The organism is Celeribacter sp., from assembly GCF_048270365.1.
GTDB lineage: Bacteria > Pseudomonadota > Alphaproteobacteria > Rhodobacterales > Rhodobacteraceae > Celeribacter.
Genome location: NZ_JBLWTA010000007.1, coordinates 30,505 through 47,546, shown reverse-complemented (window position 1 = coordinate 47,546; position 17,042 = coordinate 30,505). Strand labels below are relative to the sequence as shown.

Sequence of the window (17,042 nt, the reverse complement as noted above, 5' to 3'; positions counted from 1 at the left end):
TTAGCTCCCCATCCGCTGTTCGAGACGCTCGACCAGATCGGCGGGCACTTGGTCTGCGGCAAGCTGTTCCTGAACGCGGACACGCATCTCTTTGGGCATGTCGTCAGTGCTGGCGACAAAGGCCAAAAGCGCGGCGCGGCGGTCCGCGGTGAGGGCGATCATATCGGCTTCGGCGGCGCCCTGTGCCACGCCCTGGGCCGCACCTTGTCCCGCCTCTTGAGCACCGTTCACGCGCACCCGAATGCCCGCCCCCAACAAGGGCGAGCGCTCGGCGACGACCTGACGTCCGACCAAGCCCTCGGTGTCGATGATCACATCATCGCCCTGACGGCGCAGCACGGAGACGGGCACCTCTTCGAGACGGCTTTGTTCGGTCACCGCCAGCACTGTGTTGTTGCCCCCAACAGCCGATGCGGGCACCAGGGCCACAGCGTCGAGCACAGGTTCTTCCAGCTCCACCGTCACGAAATCGCCGGGCCGAAAGCCCAGCACATCGTCAAGCCGCGCATAAAGCGTCCGCCCGCTTTGCCCCGTCGCAACGGCGGCACTTTCGCGCACGACGCGGCCTTGGGCCTTGAGATCCAGCCCCGCCACATCCAGCGTCACGGTGACATCCATCTGCGGCAGACGCGCGCGGTCGGTGACCAGCCGGGCGTATTGTTCCGTGGAAATGCGAAACGCCACCTCCAACTCGTCGGGATTGATCAGCGTGGCGAATTGCTCGTTGGAACTCAACAACGTGCCCAGCGCGCCGGACACATCACTCAGCACCCCGTCGAAAGCGGCCGTGACCGTCATGTCGTCGAGCGTGCGCTGCATGTTATCGCGGTCGATCTCGGCCCGCAGCACGGAGGTTTTCGCACTGTCGACGGCGGCCTCCGCATCGGCCAGAGCCTGACGCTTCGACAAAACGGACTGACCGGCGGCGGCATGGGACAATGCGGCCTCCTCCACGGAGCTGGCGCTGCCGACGCCCCGGTCGAACAGGCTTTGCTGACGGTCGAGCGCGGCCTTGCGCAGATCGAGCTGCGCGCGGGCGGCCTCCAGATCGTCGGCGGCAATCGTTCGGGCACGTTCGGCGTCACGCAGATCGGCCTCGGCCTCCAACAGATCGGCCCGCGCCACGCGAAGCGCGGCATCGGCGTCTTCGGTGTCGATTTTAAGGATCACCTCGCCCGCCTTGACCGCTCCGCCCTCTTCAAAGGCCTCGGACAGCTCGACAATCCGCCCGGCATCCGGCGCGCGCAGCTCAAGGCTTCGGCGCGCGGCGATCTGACCGTAGCTGGTGAGCATCGGGGTAAGTCGCTGCGGTATCACCTCCGTGACATTGACCGCAAACTGACGTTCACGCACCTGCGGCGGCATGCTTTCGGCGGCCAGACGGGCCTGATAGGCAGAATAGACCCGATATCCGGCCCCGACCAATAGGGCGAGCGTGGCGCAGGTCAGGAACAACCCAATCAGGGAACGGCGGAGAAATCGCATAGAGGCGGGCCTTTTGTGCTGGCGTCAATTGCTTGGAGGCATCAACACCTCGCTCATGGTTCAAAAGCATACGATGCACGCGCCGATTTCCGGCGCGGTTTTTTGTCACCTCACGGAATTGTTGGTTAAAGCGTTCTTCAAAAAACTTGAGGCACTCAATTTTTGAAAAACGCAGCAAGATCAATTCCGTGTCGCAACGTTTTTCGCTCAATCTGATTCAGATTAAACGAAAAACGCTTTATTTTCGGCGCTTGTGCTCTTCGAGGCGTGGGAAAATCTGAACAAAATTGCAGGGCTTGTGACGATAATCGAGCTGAAATTTCAGGATCTCGTTCCAGGCATCCTTGCAAGCACCGGTCGAGCCCGGGAGCGCGAACAGATAGGTGCCCCCCGCCACGCCTCCGGTCGCCCGCGATTGCACGGCCGAGGTGCCAATCTTTTGCATCGAGACGATGGTGAAGACCGTGCCGAAAGCGTCGATTTCCTTTTCATAGACATCGCGATGCGCCTCGACCGTCACGTCGCGGCCCGTAAGCCCCGTGCCACCGGTGGAGATCACCACATCGACGTCTTTATCGTCGATCCATGCCTGAAGCGTGTCACGAATGAGCGGACGGTCATCGGTGACGATCTTGCGATCCGCCACCACATGCCCGGCCTCTTCGATCATCATGACCAAAGTGTCGCCGGATTTGTCGTCGTTAAGCGTGCGCGAATCCGAGACGGTCAGAACCGCAATGCGCACGGGAATAAATTCGAGGGTGTCGTCGATATGGCTCATGATGCCTCCGATAAAGGGCGGTGCCCTATGATTTCAGCTTGGCCTGAATGTCCAAGAGATCGGCCCAGGCCTCACGTTTCGCCACGGGCGTGCGCAAAAGATAGGTCGGATGCATCATCGGCATGGCAGGCTTGCCCAGCACCTTTTGCCATTGACCCCGAAGCCTCGTGATCCCGGCACGGCCCAGAAGCGCGGTGCAGGCCCAATTGCCCATGAGCACGATCACATCCGGATCGGCAAGCTCGATGTGGCGGATCAAAAACGGTTTCAGCATCGCGATCTCGGCGGGCGTCGGATCGCGGTTTTCCGGCGGACGCCATGGGATCGGGTTGGTGATGTAAAGCGCATGTTCCGCGTCGGGCGAGGTCCGATCCAGACCGATGGCCGCGAACATCTTGTCCAACAACTGCCCTGAGCGCCCGACAAAGGGCTTGCCCTCAATGTCCTCATCCCGCCCCGGCGCCTCGCCGACAATCATCACGCGGGCTTTCGGATTGCCGTCCGAGAACACGAGATTGCGCGCGCCGCGTTTAAGATCGCAAAGCTCAAACGCCTCAAGCGCCTCGCGCAGCGCCTCCAAACTCCCCGCCGATTGCGCCAGCTTCAACGCAATCTCGGATGCGTCTTCCTTTTTCTCGGGCACGAAGGCCTGCGAGGCGTCAGGGGTTGCTGCCGCAGGTTTCGGCGCTTTTTCCGGGATTTCATAGCGATTGACAGGCGTCTCGGAGATCGCCTCGGCCGCGCCAAGCTCGATCTGCCACTCCAAAAGAGCGTGCGCCTCCCAATAGTCGATCTGAGTCTCCATGACGGCCAAGCTACAAGGCCCGGACGAGGAGGTAAATCGCGTAAAAGTCGAGAATGGCGCATTGCCCGCCCGCGCGTGCTTTTCTATAAGCGGAGGAAAGCACATAGGGGGCATCTCACATGGCATTCCGGCAAAAACACCTTCTGGGGATCGAGCCGCTTCATCCCGATGAGATCACCACCATTCTCGATGTGGCGGAGCGTTACGTCGACCTGAACCGTCAGGCCGACAAACATTCCGACGCCCTCAAGGGCCTCACCCAGATCAACATGTTCTTCGAGAACTCGACGCGCACGCAGTCGTCTTTCGAACTCGCGGGCAAACGTCTTGGCGCCGATGTGATGAACATGGCGATGCAGGCCTCTTCGATCAAAAAGGGCGAGACGCTGATTGATACGGCGCTGACCTTGAACGCCATGCATCCTGATTTGCTCGTCGTGCGCCATCCGCACTCCGGTGCGGTCGATCTCTTGGCGCAAAAGGTCAATTGCGCGGTGCTGAATGCGGGCGATGGCAAGCATGAACACCCGACGCAGGCTTTGCTCGATGCGCTGACGATCCGGCGCGCGAAGGGCCGGTTGCACCGTCTCAACATCGCAATTTGCGGTGATATTGCCCATTCTCGCGTGGCGCGCTCGAACCTCATGCTCTTGGGCAAGATGGAGAACCGCGTGCGTCTTGTCGGCCCGCCGACCTTGGTGCCGCAGCAGTTCCGCGAATTTGGTTGCGAGATTTACGACGACATGTCCGAAGGTCTGAAAGACGTCGATGTGGTGATGATGCTTCGCCTGCAAAAAGAACGCATGGATGGCGGATTTATCCCGTCAGAGCGCGAATATTTCTACCGCTACGGGCTGGACGCCGACAAGCTGGCGCATGCCAAACCCGACGCCATCGTCATGCATCCGGGGCCGATGAACCGCGGCGTCGAGATCGACGGCACCATCGCCGACGACATCAACCGGTCCGTCATCCAAGAACAGGTCGAAATGGGCGTCGCCGTGCGCATGGCCGCGATGGATTTGCTCGCGCGCAACCTCAAGGCCTCGCGCGAAGAGGCGGGGGTGATGGTGTGAGTGACGCGCTCGACATACCACATTCCGGGCAAAAGCTGATCTGGGCCTTCTCTTACGAAGGCCCGATAGACGCACTTGAGGCCCTTTCCCCCGAGGAGCTGGCCGAAACTTTGGGCCTTTGGGCCACGCCTGTGATGGACCATGTCGAGCGCTTCGATCTGGACAGCATGCGGGACTATGGCTTTGCGCGCTATCTCTCGGAGGCCAGCGGGTTTGAGATTGGCGAGGACACAAGCCGCCTCGATGCGCTCACCGGGCCAGTTCTTCTGATCCACGCCAAGGCGCTCAATGAAAAAGACACCCGCTTTGCGCCAGAACCGCCCTTTGCCCTGATCGGGCGCTACGGCACCAGTCTCGACATCCCGCCGGTGATCGGGATTGAGAGCGACAGCGCCAAAGGCCAATTGCCACAGGGCAAGCCGCCGAAATCCTCGGCGCGCATCTCCGGCATGGTGGCCACCTTTGTTCTCATTTTCCTCGCGGTCTTTGTCGCCGTCTTCGTCTGGATCGGCGGATGACCGAGGGCTGGGCGGATATCCTCCACCCCAATGAGCGGGTGCTGTGGCAGGGCCAGCCGGATCAACGCATCCAATGGCGTGGCCCCGGCCTGCCGTTTGCGTTTTTCGGCGTGGTCTTTGCGGGATTTGCCCTGTTCTGGATGGTGAATGCTTTTGCGGCAGGCGGGTTCTGGATTTTCGGCCTGTTCCAATTCGTCACCGGCCTCCTCGTGGCATTTGCGCCTCTGCTTTTGGGCCCCTTCATCGCGCGACGTACCTGGTATTCGCTGAGTTCCCGCCGCGCGTTTTTCGCAAGCGACATGCCGTTCTCCGGCAAAACCCTATTGGCCCTCGACCTGCGTCCCTCTTTGGGTGTCGAGTTCGATGGCCAAGACCCCGGCACCATCACGTTCAACGCCCGCGCAGAGCCGATTGTCGGCGAACAATTCGACAGCGCGCCCGCGTTTGCTCTTATCCCCGACGCCCGCACCGTGTACGGGCTGATCCGCGATATTCAGAAAGGCTCCGTATGACCATTTTCACCAATGCCCGTCTGATCGACCCGGAGGTCCAGACCGACACGCTTGGCTGGCTGCGCGTCGAAGGCGATGTCATCGCGGAAAGCGGCACAGGCACGCCGCCGATGGGCGAAACCGTCGATTGTGGCGGCAAATGCCTTGCCCCGGGGATCGTCGATCTCGGCGTGAAAGTGTCGGAGCCCGGTGAGCGTCACAAGGAAAGCTTTGCCTCCGCCGGACGCGCCGCCGCTGCCGGGGGCGTGACGACCATCGTCACCCGCCCCGACACCCTGAGCGCGATTGACACGCCCGAGGTCTTGGAATTCGTCCAACGCCGCGCGGCCAGTGATGCCATCGTCAAAGTCAAACATCTCTCCGCTCTCACCAAAGGCCGCGAGGGCCGTGAGATGGTCGAGATCGGGTTTATGCGGGATGCGGGCGCCGTGGCCTTTACCGATTGCGATCATGTCATCGAGAACACCAAAGTGTTGCAGCGCGCGCTAACCTACGCGAAATCCTGTGGCGCGCTGGTGATCGGCCACCCGCAGGAGCCGGGTCTGTCGAACGGCGCCGCCGCGACCTCTGGCAAATTCGCCGCTTTGCGTGGCCTGCCCGCCGTGTCGCCGATGGCGGAACGCATGGGGTTGGACCGCGATCTGGCGCTGATCGAGATGACTGGCGTCTCTTATCACTTTGACCAGATCACTACGGCCCGCGCACTGCCTGCGCTGGAACGCGCGAAACAGAATGGCTTTGATGTAACGGCGGGCGTGTCGATCCACCACCTGACGCTCAATGAGCTGGACGTCGGCGATTACCGGACGTTCTTCAAAGTCAAACCGCCGCTGCGCTCCGAAGACGACCGTTTGGCGATGGTCGAGGCCGTGGCTTCCGGGTTGATCGACGTGATTTCGTCGATGCACACGCCGCAAGACGAAGAGAGCAAGCGTTTGCCTTTTGAGGAAGCCGCCTCGGGTGCCGTGGGACTTGAAACCCTTCTGCCCGCCGCGCTGCGCCTCTATCATGCGGGTCAATTGACCCTGCCGGAACTGTTCCGCGCGATGGCGCTGAACCCGGCGAAACGGTTGGGATTGGCCTCTGGGCGTCTGTCCGAGGGCGCGCCTGCGGATCTCGTGCTTTTCGACCCGGATGCGCCTTTTGTGCTGGACCGCTTCAAGCTCCGTTCGAAATCTAAGAATACCCCCTTTGACGGCGCACGGATGCAGGGCATTGTCAAAGGCACCTGGGTGGACGGGATGCGGGTGTTCGACGGCTGAGCCCAGTAAAAGTATTTAAATTACGGAAAAGACCATGACGCTTCTCTTGATGATCATCACCGCGCTTTTGGCCTATCTTTTGGGCTCGATCCCTTTTGGCATCGTCATGGCGCGGCTGTTCGGTTTGGGCGATCTGCGCCAGATCGGGTCGGGCAACATCGGCGCGACGAATGTTTTGCGCACTGGCAACAAAGTGGCGGCCTTTTTGACGCTTTTGGGCGACAGCGGCAAAGGCGCGTTGGCTGTGATCTTGGCGCGGGCGCTTTTGGGCGAACAATTGGCCGGCATCGCCGGGCTGTTTGCCATGCTCGGGCATCTCTATCCGGTGTTTTTGCGCTTCAAAGGTGGGAAAGGCGTCGCGACCTTCCTCGGCACGCTTTTGGCGCTCTCTCTGCCTGTCGGGCTTTTGGCCTGTGGCACATGGCTTTTGGTGGCGGTGATCACGCGCTACTCAAGCCTGTCGGCCCTGATCGCCGCCCTTCTGGCGCCGATCTACACCGCGTTTTTCTACCATTTGCATGGCGCAATATTGGTGCTCATCCTGACCGGCCTGATTTTCTACAAACACCGCGAGAACATCGCGCGGCTCAAGGCCGGGACAGAGACCAAGATCGGTCAGAAGGGCTAACACGCCCTCTTATCAATAGCTGTATTCGCCGAACACGCGGGTGACGTCGCCGTTCCAGTCGCCTTCGAAATGCGCGATCAGCTCGTCTGCGGGCGCTTGGCCGGTTTCGATGCTGTCCTTGAGCGCGCTCAGGAAATGGGTCTCGTCCGGCACCATGCCGCCCGCGCCCGCACGACCACGGGCTTTGAGACCGGCTTCGGCAATCGCCACACATTCGCGCGCGAGATCGAGCATTTTGACACCGCCCACTTCGGCGTTCAGCGCATCGACGGAGGCCGCCACGCGTAGCTCTTCGCGGAACTCGGGCGTCCAACCTTTGATCAGATCGGAGGTCGCATCGAGCGCGCTTTGATCATACATCAGCCCGACCCAAAAGGCCGGAAGCGCACAAAGACGACGCCACGGACCGCCATCGGCGCCGCGCATTTCCATGTATTTCTTGATCCGCGCCTCGGGGAACAAGGTCGTGAGGTGATCCGCCCAATCGGACATCGTCGGCTTTTCGCCAGGCATCGCGGGCAGTTCGCCTTTGAGGAAATCGCGGAAGGACTGGCCCAGCGCGTTGATATATTTGCCGTCGCGGTAGACAAAATACATCGGCACATCGAGGGCGTATTCGACATAGCGCTCAAAGCTCATGCCGTCTTCAAAGACAAACGGCAGCATGCCGGTGCGCGAGGCGTCAAGGTGCCGCCAGATGCGCGAGCGCCAAGATTTGTGACCGTTGAGCTTGCCCTCTTTGAAGGGCGAATTGGCGAAGAGCGCGGTCGCGACGGGTTGCAACGCCAGAGCGGTGCGGAATTTCTGCACCATATCGGCCTCGGAGGCGAAATCGAGGTTCACCTGCACCGTACAGGTGCGGCGCATCATGTCTTTGCCGGTCTCGCCCACGGTCGCCATATAGGAATCCATCAGCTTGTAGCGACCTTTCGGCATCAACGGCATCTCGTCGTGCGTCCATGTCGGCGCCATGCCAAGCCCGATAAACCGCGCGCCCACTTCGTCGGCGATGGTGTGCACTTCCTTGAGGTGTTCGTTCACCTCGTCACAGGTCTGGTGGATGTTGTCCAAAGGCGCACCGGACAATTCCAACTGGCCACCCGGTTCGAGAGAGATATTTGCCCCGTTTTGCTCAAGCCCGATGAGGTGTTCGCCCTCGAAAATCGGGTTCCAACCATAGCGATCCTGCAAGCCTTCGAGGATCGCCTTGATCGACCGCTCACCCTTATAAGGCAGCGGTTTCAGAGCGTCTTCGCAATAGCCGAATTTCTCGTGCTCGGTGCCGATTTTCCACTGGTCTTTGGGCTTACAGCCCTCAGCGAGATAACCCACGAGATCGTCATAGCTTTCGATCGGCCCGCCGCCGGATTGAGGAATAGACATGGGGGAAGGTGCTCCGAAAGAGTTGCAAATCGTTCGGGTACAGTTGTGCGATGCGGGCGGCGAAGTCAATGCGGCCTGCAGCTTCTGTGATTTGCGCTCAGTGAAGAACCGCTGTGCGTTTCCGCCAGATCACGACCGGGTGATCCGGGGTCTGTTTGATTTGGCGCAGCATTTTTTCCGTCTCAAGTCCCTCAAGCGTGACAAAGACATCGAACAGCGCCTCGGCGCCGTGGGCGTTGACCGGAATGGTCAAAGGCGGCTGTCCGGGGGCGTCCAATTGCCAATGCGCATGGCCTTTTCCAGTGGGAATGAGGGTGACGGCGGTCAGCGCCTCGATCTCGACCTGCCCGCCCGTCAGAGGAGAAAAGAAAGAGACGACACCTTCGTCCACTTCGACAGCGCCAAAGCCCCCGCCACCTCGGTCGAACCGGGCGCGCTGAATGGCCGCAATGGCGAAAATGACGGAGAGCACGGTGACCCCCAGCGCGATCCAGCGCATGACGCCAAAGGACGACGCAGCCCAAAGCCCCATGAGCGCCACGACCACAAGCGCCACGACAACCTCGCGCCAGCGCCAGAGCATGGCTTTCACCTCGGGGCGCATCACCAGTCTCCGAGCTGTTGTTGCCAAATGGTCAGCGCCGCAACCGCCGCCGTATCGGCGCGCAGGATGCGGGGACCGAGGGACACCGCATGAGCAAAGGGCAGCGCGTGAAGGCGCTTGCGCTCGGCCTCCGAGAACCCGCCCTCTGGCCCGATCAGGATGGCCCATTTGCCACCTTTGACATCGCCAAGCGCTTCCTCTGCCCCCACAAGCGTCTCGTCACAGAACATGATCTGTCGCTCCACGTCCCAATCGGACAAGAGCCGGTCGAGTTTGACCAGATCGGCCACCTCGGGCACATAGGTCCCGCCGCATTGCTCGGCGGCCTCGACGGCGTGGGCCTGCAACCGGTCTTGCCGGATGCGTTCGGAATTGGTGAAATCGGTGGCCACGGGCACGATGCGTTTCGCGCCCATCTCGGCGGCTTTTTCGACGATGAAATCGGTGCGCGCCTTCTTGATCGGGGCGAACAAGAGCCAGAGATCGGGCGGCATCTGCAAATCGCGGGTCTTTTCGCGGCAGGTCAATTCGCCACCGCGTTTTCCGGCCTGCGTGACCTCGGCCAGAAACTCGCCATCGCGGGAGTTAAACAGCGCGACAAAGGCGCCCTCTCCCTGGCGCATCACGCCAAAAAGATAGTGCGCCTGATCCCGTTCCAGAGGAATGGATTGCCCCACTGCCAGCGGGTGATCTACATAGAGCCTGATTTTCGCTTCAACCATGGACATTACATATGACCGATGAGCAGCCAACACCAGAGATGAACGGACAAGTGGCCGATGCGGTGAAGGGCAATTGGGTGGACCACCGGGCCCCGGCCTGGACACGCCCCTACCTGCGGATGTCGCGGGCGGATCGGCCCGTGGGCACGTGGTTGTTGCTCCTGCCTTGCTGGTGGGGCGCGCTTTTGGCCTCGGCCGAGGTCGGCACGCTCAGCCTGCGCACGGTCTGGATCATCATTGGTTGTGCTCTGGGCGCTTGGTTGATGCGCGGTGCGGGGTGTACGTGGAACGACATCACCGACCGGGATTTCGACGACAAAGTTGAGCGCACCAAAAGCCGTCCGATCCCCTCCGGTCAGGTCACGGTCAAACAGGCCGCCACTTGGATGATCGTGCAAAGCCTCATTGCCCTCGCGATCCTTTTGACCTTCGGCAAGCTCGCGATCCTCTTAGGCGTCATCTCACTTTTGCCCGTCGCGATCTATCCTTTCGCCAAGCGATTCACGTGGTGGCCGCAGGTGTTCTTGGGCATCGCCTTCAACTGGGGTGCGCTGTTGGCCTATGCCGCCGTCGCAGGCAAACTCACCACGGCGCCTGTGTTTCTCTATCTGGCGGGCATCGCCTGGACGCTCTTTTACGACACGATCTATGCGCATCAGGATAAGGAGGACGATGCGCTCATCGGCGTGAAATCCACCGCGCGGCGGTTCGGCGACGAAACGCCGCGCTGGCTCAAACGCTTTCTCGTGATCACCGTTGTGCTCATGGCCGCAGGCATCATCGAGGCGCTGGCGGATCGTTCGGTTCTGGCGCTCGTCGTGGGGCTTGGCGCGCCCTGGGCCATGGGTCTGCACATGACCTGGCAGATGGCACGGCTCGACACCGAAGACCCGGATCGCTGCCTCTATCTGTTCCGTGCGAACCGCGACACAGGGCTCTTGGCTGCGCTGTTTCTTGCCATCGCGGTCTTCCTTTGATTGCAGCAATCCGCCGAACCCCCTAAGACAAAGGCCAAAGTCACAAACAGGCGTCTTGTTCCCTGATGCGCATTTCAGAATTCCTACCCGTCTTCGCCGCCCTCATCGCGGGCCTCATCCTAAGCCTCGGGGCCGCCGCCATCGGAGCCACAGTGATCGAGACCACCTCGACCAAAGCCGTGGACAACCAATTGGCGATGCGCGGCTATGACTGGGTGGATGTGCAGGGCGACGGGTTGCAGATTGTGCTCACCGGCACCGCGCCGGACGAACAGACGCAACTGGCCGCCCAGCGCGCTGCGGGCCATGTCGTCGATCCCTCCCGCGTCATCAATGTGATGAACGTCGTGCAACAAGAGGCCATCCCCGCGCCGCGGTTTTCCATAGAGATCCTGCGCAACGACAGTGGCATTTCTCTGATCGGTCTAGTGCCCAGCGGTTGGGATCGCGAAGGGTTCATCGAGGCCCTGAAACGCGCGAGCGGCACAGGTTCTGTCGCCGATCTTCTGGAACAGGCGGATTATCCGGTGCCGGAAAACTGGGGCGACGCCACCGAATTCGGCCGCACCGCAATCGGTCTTTTACCGCGCTCGAAAATCTCCATCGCCGCCGACGGGATCACGCTCACGGCTCTGGCCGACAGCAAGGATCAAAAGATCACGTTTGAGCGCGCCCTGATCCGCGCCCTACCCGACACGCTGCCGGTGGCCATCGACGTGGCCGCCCCCCGCCCCGTGATCACGCCCTTCACCGTGCGCTTTATCATCGACGCAAATGGCCCGCGCTTTGACGCCTGTGTCGCCGAAACGCCGTCGGGTCACGCCCGCATTCTGGCCGCCGCGAAAGCCGCAGGCATCGAAAACCCGACCTGCACCATCGGCCTCGGCTCACCGACATCACAATGGGCGTCGGCCGTCGAAACCGGCATGCGCGCACTTCAGGATCTGGGCCAAGGCAGCATCACCTATTCCGACGGCGACGTCAGCCTGATCGCCGCCGAAGGCACCGCCACGTCGCTCTTCGACAGGGTCGTGGGCGAGCTGGAGGCTGACCTGCCCGCCACCTTCACCCTGCACAGCAGCTTGCCGCAGGCGGAAACCGAGGCCGAAGAACAAACCCGCCCCGAGTTCATCGTGATCCGCTCCCCCGAGGGCCAGACGCAACTCCGTGGCCGCATCGCCGATGAGCGCAGTCAGGCCGCGACAGAAGCGCTGGCCAAAGCCGCCTTCGGCAGCGCCTCGGTCTATTCCGCGATGCGTGTTGACGACAGCCTGCCCGAGGGTTGGTCCCTGCGCGCCATGGCCGCCATCGAGGCGCTGGCCGAGCTGAACCGGGGCTCCACGACCATGACCGAGGACCTCGTGACCGTACGCGGCGAGACCGGCAACGAAAACGCCCGTGCCGAGATCGCGAGTCTTTTGTCTGCGAAACTGGGCGACGGCGAACAATTCACCATCGACGTCACTTACGTGCGGAAACTCGATCCGGTGCTGAACCTGCCGACGCCACAAGAATGCGTGGCGCGCGCCAACCAGCGGATCGCGGCGAGCAAAATCGTGTTTGATCCCGGCTCGACCGAGCTGAACGATGCGGCCAATGAGACCCTCGACCAGATCGCCGAGGCGCTCAAGGATTGCGAAGACGTCGAAATGGAGATCGGCGCCCACAGCGACAGCCAAGGCGGCGAGGAGATGAACCTCAACCTCTCGACCCAACGCGCCAATTCCGTGCTCGACGGGCTTCTGATGCGCCGTGTGGCCGGCGTGCGCTTTACCGCGCAGGGCTATGGCGAAGGCCAACCCATCGCGGACAATGACACCGAAGAGGGGCGCGAGGCGAACCGTCGGATCGAATTTAAATTGCTGAACGCGGAAGAGCCCGAAACGGCAACACCGCAAGACGAGGCGCAACAGGAAGCGTCTGAGGAACCGCAGGGGGAAAATGCGGCGCCTGAGGCCGAGGATGCGACGACAGAGGGTGCGGATACCGCGCCTGAGGACGACGGGGAAACCGAAGAATGAACAGAACCGAATTGATCATCGCGACTGCGGTCGTGCTTTTCATCGCCTTTTTGCTGGGCTGGTTTGCGCATTGGCTGATCCACCGCTTTGTGCGTGTGGGTCAGGGCGAGATGAACGATCTCGACACCATGGCGCAGCAATTGCACGAGGCCGAGGAACAGCGCGATCAGGCGATCCACTATTATCAGCAACGCGAATCCGAGCTGACCACTCAGGCCAATCAAACCGATGCGGAACTGCGCGCGGCGATGGAAGGTCTGCGGGAGGCGCGTCAAGAAGCCGAAGAACTACGCGCCTATATCGAACGGCAAAACGCGGGGTAAGACCCCCGCGTTTTCTCTTTTGGGCGTGACTTAGTCCGCTTCGATCATGTCCACGCGCGTGGCGTGACGGCCGCCTTCAAATTCAGCGGACAGGTAAGCATCCACGATGTCGAGTGCGAGGCCCTCGCCCACCACACGCGCGCCGATGGACAGCATGTTGGCATCGTTGTGCTGACGGATCATCCGGGCGGAGAAGCTGTCGGAACAGACACCGCAACGGATGCCTTTCACCTTATTGGCCGCCATCATGATGCCTTGGCCGGTGCCGCACAGGATGATGCCCAGATCACAGTCGCCAGAGGCGACAAGCTCCGCCGCCGCCTGCCCGTGTTTCGGGTAATGCGTGCTCTCCGGCGTGGTCGGGCCGATGTCGACGGCCTCATAGCCCTGGTCCGTGATATGTTTGGCAATTGCCTGACGCAGCTCGATGGCGGCGTGGTCGCTAGAAAGCGCGATACGTTTGGTCATGGTTGGTTTCTCGGTCGTTGTCTTGATCAAAATCTGCGGGCTCACCAGCGGTTCAAAGCCTCTTCATCGGCATCTTTCGCGGCGACCCAATCGGCGCCCTCGCGCGTCACTTCTTTTTTCCAAAAAGGCGCGCGGGATTTCAGGTAATCCATGAGATATTCGGCGGCCTCAAAGGCCTCCACCCGGTGGCGGGCGGCTGTGGCGACCATCATGATCTGATCCCCGGGGCGGAGCTGACCGTGACGGTGGATGACGAGGCAATCGGTGAGCGACCACCGCGTGGCGGCTTCTTCGGCGATCTTGGTGATCGCCGCCTCGCACATGCCGGGGTAATGCTCGATCTCCATATGCTCCAGCGTGCCGCTGTCATCGCGCACCAGCCCCGTAAAGCTGACCGTCGCGCCGGTGTTGGGCGCTTTGCCAAAGCCTTTGAGTACCTCGGCAAGATCGAAATCTTCGAGCTGGACGGAGATCTTCATTTCAGCCACCCGTCATCGGAGGGAAGAACGCCACCTCGCGCACGCCGTCCAAGGAGGCGTCGAACTCGGTCAATTCCTGATCCAGCGCCACGCGCAGGGATTTGAGATCGGAAAATGCCAGATCGTAGCGCGGCTCGCGGGCTTTCAATTCCTTGACCAGATCCATCACGGTCGCGGCCTCGGTCTCCACCGTCTCGCGCGGCTCCCCGATGCGTTCGCGCACCCATGCGAAATAAAGCACGTCAATTTTCATGGCTGTCTCGCAGGTAGGGCATGGCTTTTCTCAGATAGTCCCAGCCAGTGATCACGGTCAAAATCCCGGCAATCCAGAAGATCATGAGACCCAGCGTGAACAAGAGCGCCATCGACGTCGCGCCATAGGCAAAGAGCACGGCAATGGCGACCATCTGGGCCGTGGTTTTCCACTTCGCGAGTTTCGTGACCTTCAAAGTCCCGGCGGTGTCGCCCAAGAATTCCCGCAGACCAGACACAAAGGTCTCGCGCAGCAAGATGAAAGCGGCGGGAATGACGATCAACGCATTCGCCCCATGCAACATGGTCAAAACCGCAATCGCCGTGACCACCATCGCCTTATCGGCGATCGGGTCCAACATGGCGCCGAATTTCGACATCTGGTCCCATTTGCGCGCCAGATAGCCGTCGAGAAAATCGGTGATCGAGGCGGAGGCGAAGAGGATCAGCGCAGCCCAATCGGCGACGGGGCGCGGCAGGATCAGAAAAACGAGCGCCACCCCCGGCGCGCAAAGCAGCCGGAAGACGGTGAGAATATTAGGCAGGTTCCATGTCATGGCTCTCTCCTTACCCCGTCATCCGTTTTCATGGAAGAAGTCGTAGATGGTCTGGGCCACTTTCTCTGAAATTCCGTCCACGGCCTTAAGATCGGCGAGGTTCGCGCCCGACACCGCCTTGGCCGAGCCGAAATGCGCCAAAAGCGCCCGTTTGCGGGTCGCGCCCACACCGGGGACTTCATCGAGCCGCGTGAGCCCCATGGCTTTCGAGCGTTTCGCCCGGTGGGTGCCGATGGCAAAACGGTGCGCTTCGTCACGCATGCGCTGGATGAAATAGAGCACCGGATCATTGCGTCTGAGCGCCATGACGCGGTGGCCGATGCGGTGGAATTCTTCCTTGCCCTGATCGCGGTCGATGCCTTTGGCGACGCCGATCATCGGTACGTCTGTGACCCCCTGTTCGACCATGATTTCATGCACAGCAGAGACCTGCCCCGCGCCGCCGTCGATCAACAAAAGATCGGGCCAGAGACCTTTGGTGCGATCCGGATCGTCTTTCAAAAGGCGTTTGAATCGCCGCGTCAGAACCTCTTTCATCATACCAAAGTCATCGCCCGGCGTGATGTCGTCACCGCGGATGTCGTATTTGCGGTAGTGGTTCTTCATGAAGCCTTCCGGCCCCGCGACGATCATCGCGCCAACCGCATGCGCGCCCTGAATATGGGAGTTGTCGTAGACCTCGATGCGCGCGGGCACCTGCGGCAGGTCGAAGGCCTCTTTGAGACCTTCGAGCAGTTTCTCCTGCGCCGCCCCCTCGGACATTTTCCGGCCCAGACTTTCGCGGGCGTTGCGCAGTGCTGAGGCGACAAGCTCCTGTTTCTCGCCACGTTGCGGGACGAGGATTTCGATTTTCTTGCCGGCCTTCTCAGACAAAGCCTCCGCCATCAACTCGCGCTCTTCGATGTCATGCGACAGGATCAACTGACGCGGCGGATCGCGTTTCTCGTAGAATTGCCCGATGAAACCGGCCAAGACCTCTTCGGCCTCCGCACCGTTGGTTTTCGGATAGAAATCCTTGTTGCCCCAGTTCTGATGCGCACGGATGAAGAAGACCTGAACACAGGCCTGCCCGCCCTCCATATGCAGCCCGATCACATCGCCCTCGCCCACCGTGCGCGGGTTGATGCCTTGGGCGGTCTGCACATTGGTCAGCGCCCGGATCCGGTCACGCAACCCCGCCGCCTTCTCGAACTCCATGGAATCGGAGGCCTCTTGCATGTCATGCGCCAGCTTTTCCTGAAGCCCCGAGTGCCGGCCTTGCAAGAACCGCTCCGCCTCATTCACCAGCTCGGCGTAATCCTGTTTCGAGATCTTGCCGACGCAAGGTCCCGTGCAGCGTTTGATCTGGTATTGCAGACAGGGCCGTGTGCGGCTCTCAAAATCCACGTCCGAACAGTTCCGCAGCAGAAACACCTTTTGCAACTGGTTCAGCGTGCGATTGACCGAGGAGGCCGAGGCGAAGGGGCCGTAATACGACCCTTTGCGCTTGCGCGCGCCGCGGTGTTTGGTGATCTGCGGGAATTCGTGATCATGGGTGACGAGAATGTTCGGAAACGATTTGTCGTCGCGCAGAAGCACATTGTAGCGCGGCTTGAGCTGTTTGATCAGGTTTTGCTCTAAGAGAAGCGCCTCGGTTTCCGTCCGCGTGGTCAGGAACATCATCTGCGAGGTCTCGGAAATCATCTTGGCGATCCGCGCCGAATGGCCATGCGGACGCGCATAGTTCGAGACCCGGTTTTTCAGGTTCTTCGCCTTGCCGACATAGAGCACGTTATGTTCGGGATCGAGCATGCGATACACGCCCGGCGAGCCGTCGAGCTGTTTGACATAGGCATCAATCACCTTGTGACCGCGCGGGATGTCTTTACTCGCCTCCGGACTCACCTCTGTGCTCTCCAAAGCGCTTTCTTTTGGGGTCGTCTCTTCGCTCATTTGCCTGTCTCTGATTCCCGTCTCTGGCTGCAATCTTATCGCACTGGGGGCAAGAGGAAACTCATCCACGATTCCTGTGGATAACCCTGCCGATAAGTTTTCGTGAACCGCGATTTTCCCTTGTTTCCATGCGCTTTCGTGAGTTTGCCCAAAAAACAGTCACATTTTTAAGTCACTGATTTTAAAAGAAATATTTTCAAGCCCTCCGCAAATCATTGAAATGATTTACATTTTAGTAACGGAAATGAAACAAATCG

General features: G+C 60.7%; 19 protein-coding genes. 8 read left to right on the top strand and 11 right to left on the bottom strand.

The window, feature by feature from the left end; translation table 11 throughout:
• The 3 genes from ACN0X0_RS10995 to ACN0X0_RS10985 all read right to left on the bottom strand — a co-directional run bounded on the left by ACN0X0_RS10995 (position 1) and on the right by ACN0X0_RS10985 (position 3,071).
• A complete protein-coding gene (locus tag ACN0X0_RS10995; RefSeq protein WP_417279195.1) occupies positions 1-1,485 on the bottom strand; it encodes an efflux RND transporter periplasmic adaptor subunit in 1,485 nt (494 codons plus the stop codon).
• Positions 1,486-1,723: 238 nt separating this feature from the next.
• Entirely contained in the window at positions 1,724-2,266 is a 543-nt protein-coding gene (moaB, locus tag ACN0X0_RS10990) for a molybdenum cofactor biosynthesis protein B (protein ID WP_417279194.1), read from the bottom strand.
• 25 nt (positions 2,267-2,291) lie between these two features.
• Positions 2,292-3,071 (bottom strand): uracil-DNA glycosylase, encoded by a 780-nt coding sequence (locus ACN0X0_RS10985; RefSeq protein ID WP_417279193.1) that lies wholly within the window; start codon positions 3,069-3,071, stop codon positions 2,292-2,294.
• Between the two features lie 119 nt (positions 3,072-3,190).
• Between ACN0X0_RS10985 and ACN0X0_RS10980 the strand changes: the two genes are divergently transcribed.
• The 5 genes from ACN0X0_RS10980 to plsY are packed head-to-tail and all read left to right on the top strand — an operon-like array spanning position 3,191 to position 7,067.
• Positions 3,191-4,147: an aspartate carbamoyltransferase catalytic subunit gene (locus tag ACN0X0_RS10980; protein WP_417279192.1), complete on the top strand. Its 957-nt coding sequence runs from the start codon at positions 3,191-3,193 to the stop codon at positions 4,145-4,147.
• Positions 4,144-4,665: a hypothetical protein gene (locus ACN0X0_RS10975; protein WP_417279191.1), complete on the top strand. Its 522-nt coding sequence runs from the start codon at positions 4,144-4,146 to the stop codon at positions 4,663-4,665. Before ACN0X0_RS10980 ends, ACN0X0_RS10975 begins: the two co-directional genes overlap by 4 nt.
• Positions 4,662-5,177 carry an aspartate carbamoyltransferase catalytic subunit gene (locus ACN0X0_RS10970; RefSeq protein ID WP_417279190.1) on the top strand — a complete coding sequence of 172 codons (516 nt, stop codon included), beginning with the start codon at positions 4,662-4,664 and terminating at the stop codon, positions 5,175-5,177. Before ACN0X0_RS10975 ends, ACN0X0_RS10970 begins: the two co-directional genes overlap by 4 nt.
• Positions 5,174-6,439: a dihydroorotase gene (pyrC, locus tag ACN0X0_RS10965; RefSeq protein ID WP_417279189.1), complete on the top strand. Its 1,266-nt coding sequence runs from the start codon at positions 5,174-5,176 to the stop codon at positions 6,437-6,439. The genes ACN0X0_RS10970 and pyrC overlap by 4 nt, the downstream gene beginning before the upstream one ends.
• Before the next feature lie 34 nt (positions 6,440-6,473).
• A complete protein-coding gene (gene plsY, locus ACN0X0_RS10960) occupies positions 6,474-7,067 on the top strand; it encodes a glycerol-3-phosphate 1-O-acyltransferase PlsY (protein ID WP_417279188.1) in 594 nt (197 codons plus the stop codon).
• Between the two features lie 12 nt (positions 7,068-7,079).
• Here the strand turns inward: plsY and ACN0X0_RS10955 are convergent, their stop codons facing one another.
• The 3 genes from ACN0X0_RS10955 to ACN0X0_RS10945 all read right to left on the bottom strand — a co-directional run bounded on the left by ACN0X0_RS10955 (position 7,080) and on the right by ACN0X0_RS10945 (position 9,776).
• Positions 7,080-8,450, bottom strand: a complete 1,371-nt coding sequence (locus tag ACN0X0_RS10955; protein ID WP_417279187.1) for a glutamate--cysteine ligase — start codon at positions 8,448-8,450, stop codon at positions 7,080-7,082.
• Between the two features lie 97 nt (positions 8,451-8,547).
• Positions 8,548-9,054, bottom strand: coding sequence for a hypothetical protein (locus tag ACN0X0_RS10950; protein WP_417279186.1), 507 nt, complete (start codon positions 9,052-9,054; stop codon positions 8,548-8,550).
• The gene (locus ACN0X0_RS10945) at positions 9,054-9,776 is read right to left on the bottom strand and encodes a 16S rRNA (uracil(1498)-N(3))-methyltransferase (RefSeq protein WP_417279185.1); all 723 of its coding nucleotides are present in this window, start codon (positions 9,774-9,776) and stop codon (positions 9,054-9,056) included. Before ACN0X0_RS10945 ends, ACN0X0_RS10950 begins: the two co-directional genes overlap by 1 nt.
• An 11-nt stretch (positions 9,777-9,787) precedes the next feature.
• On the opposite strand from ACN0X0_RS10945, the gene ubiA reads away from it, so the two are divergent.
• The 3 genes from ubiA (at position 9,788) to ACN0X0_RS10930 (ending at position 13,097) form a co-directional block, all read left to right on the top strand.
• On the top strand, positions 9,788-10,753 hold the full coding sequence (ubiA, locus tag ACN0X0_RS10940; RefSeq protein ID WP_417279184.1) for a 4-hydroxybenzoate octaprenyltransferase: 966 nt from the start codon (positions 9,788-9,790) through the stop codon (positions 10,751-10,753).
• 65 nt (positions 10,754-10,818) lie between these two features.
• Positions 10,819-12,774, top strand: coding sequence for an OmpA family protein (locus ACN0X0_RS10935; RefSeq protein WP_417279183.1), 1,956 nt, complete (start codon positions 10,819-10,821; stop codon positions 12,772-12,774).
• Positions 12,771-13,097 (top strand): hypothetical protein, encoded by a 327-nt coding sequence (locus tag ACN0X0_RS10930; RefSeq protein ID WP_417261313.1) that lies wholly within the window; start codon positions 12,771-12,773, stop codon positions 13,095-13,097. The genes ACN0X0_RS10935 and ACN0X0_RS10930 overlap by 4 nt, the downstream gene beginning before the upstream one ends.
• Before the next feature lie 30 nt (positions 13,098-13,127).
• Here the strand turns inward: ACN0X0_RS10930 and rpiB are convergent, their stop codons facing one another.
• Genes rpiB through uvrC form a run of 5 tightly spaced genes read right to left on the bottom strand, consistent with a single transcriptional unit; the run spans position 13,128 to position 16,785 of the window.
• Positions 13,128-13,565, bottom strand: a complete 438-nt coding sequence (gene rpiB, locus ACN0X0_RS10925) for a ribose 5-phosphate isomerase B (RefSeq protein ID WP_417261314.1) — start codon at positions 13,563-13,565, stop codon at positions 13,128-13,130.
• Positions 13,566-13,606: 41 nt separating this feature from the next.
• Complete coding sequence (locus ACN0X0_RS10920) at positions 13,607-14,044, bottom strand: molybdenum cofactor biosynthesis protein MoaE (RefSeq protein WP_417279182.1); 438 nt, start codon at positions 14,042-14,044, stop codon at positions 13,607-13,609.
• Position 14,045: 1 nt separating this feature from the next.
• On the bottom strand, positions 14,046-14,297 hold the full coding sequence (moaD, locus tag ACN0X0_RS10915; protein WP_417279181.1) for a molybdopterin converting factor subunit 1: 252 nt from the start codon (positions 14,295-14,297) through the stop codon (positions 14,046-14,048).
• Positions 14,287-14,853: a CDP-diacylglycerol--glycerol-3-phosphate 3-phosphatidyltransferase gene (gene pgsA / locus ACN0X0_RS10910; RefSeq protein WP_417261317.1), complete on the bottom strand. Its 567-nt coding sequence runs from the start codon at positions 14,851-14,853 to the stop codon at positions 14,287-14,289. Before pgsA ends, moaD begins: the two co-directional genes overlap by 11 nt.
• 18 nt (positions 14,854-14,871) lie before the next feature.
• Positions 14,872-16,785, bottom strand: coding sequence for an excinuclease ABC subunit UvrC (gene uvrC / locus ACN0X0_RS10905; protein WP_417279180.1), 1,914 nt, complete (start codon positions 16,783-16,785; stop codon positions 14,872-14,874).
• Positions 16,786-17,042 lie beyond the last annotated feature (257 nt).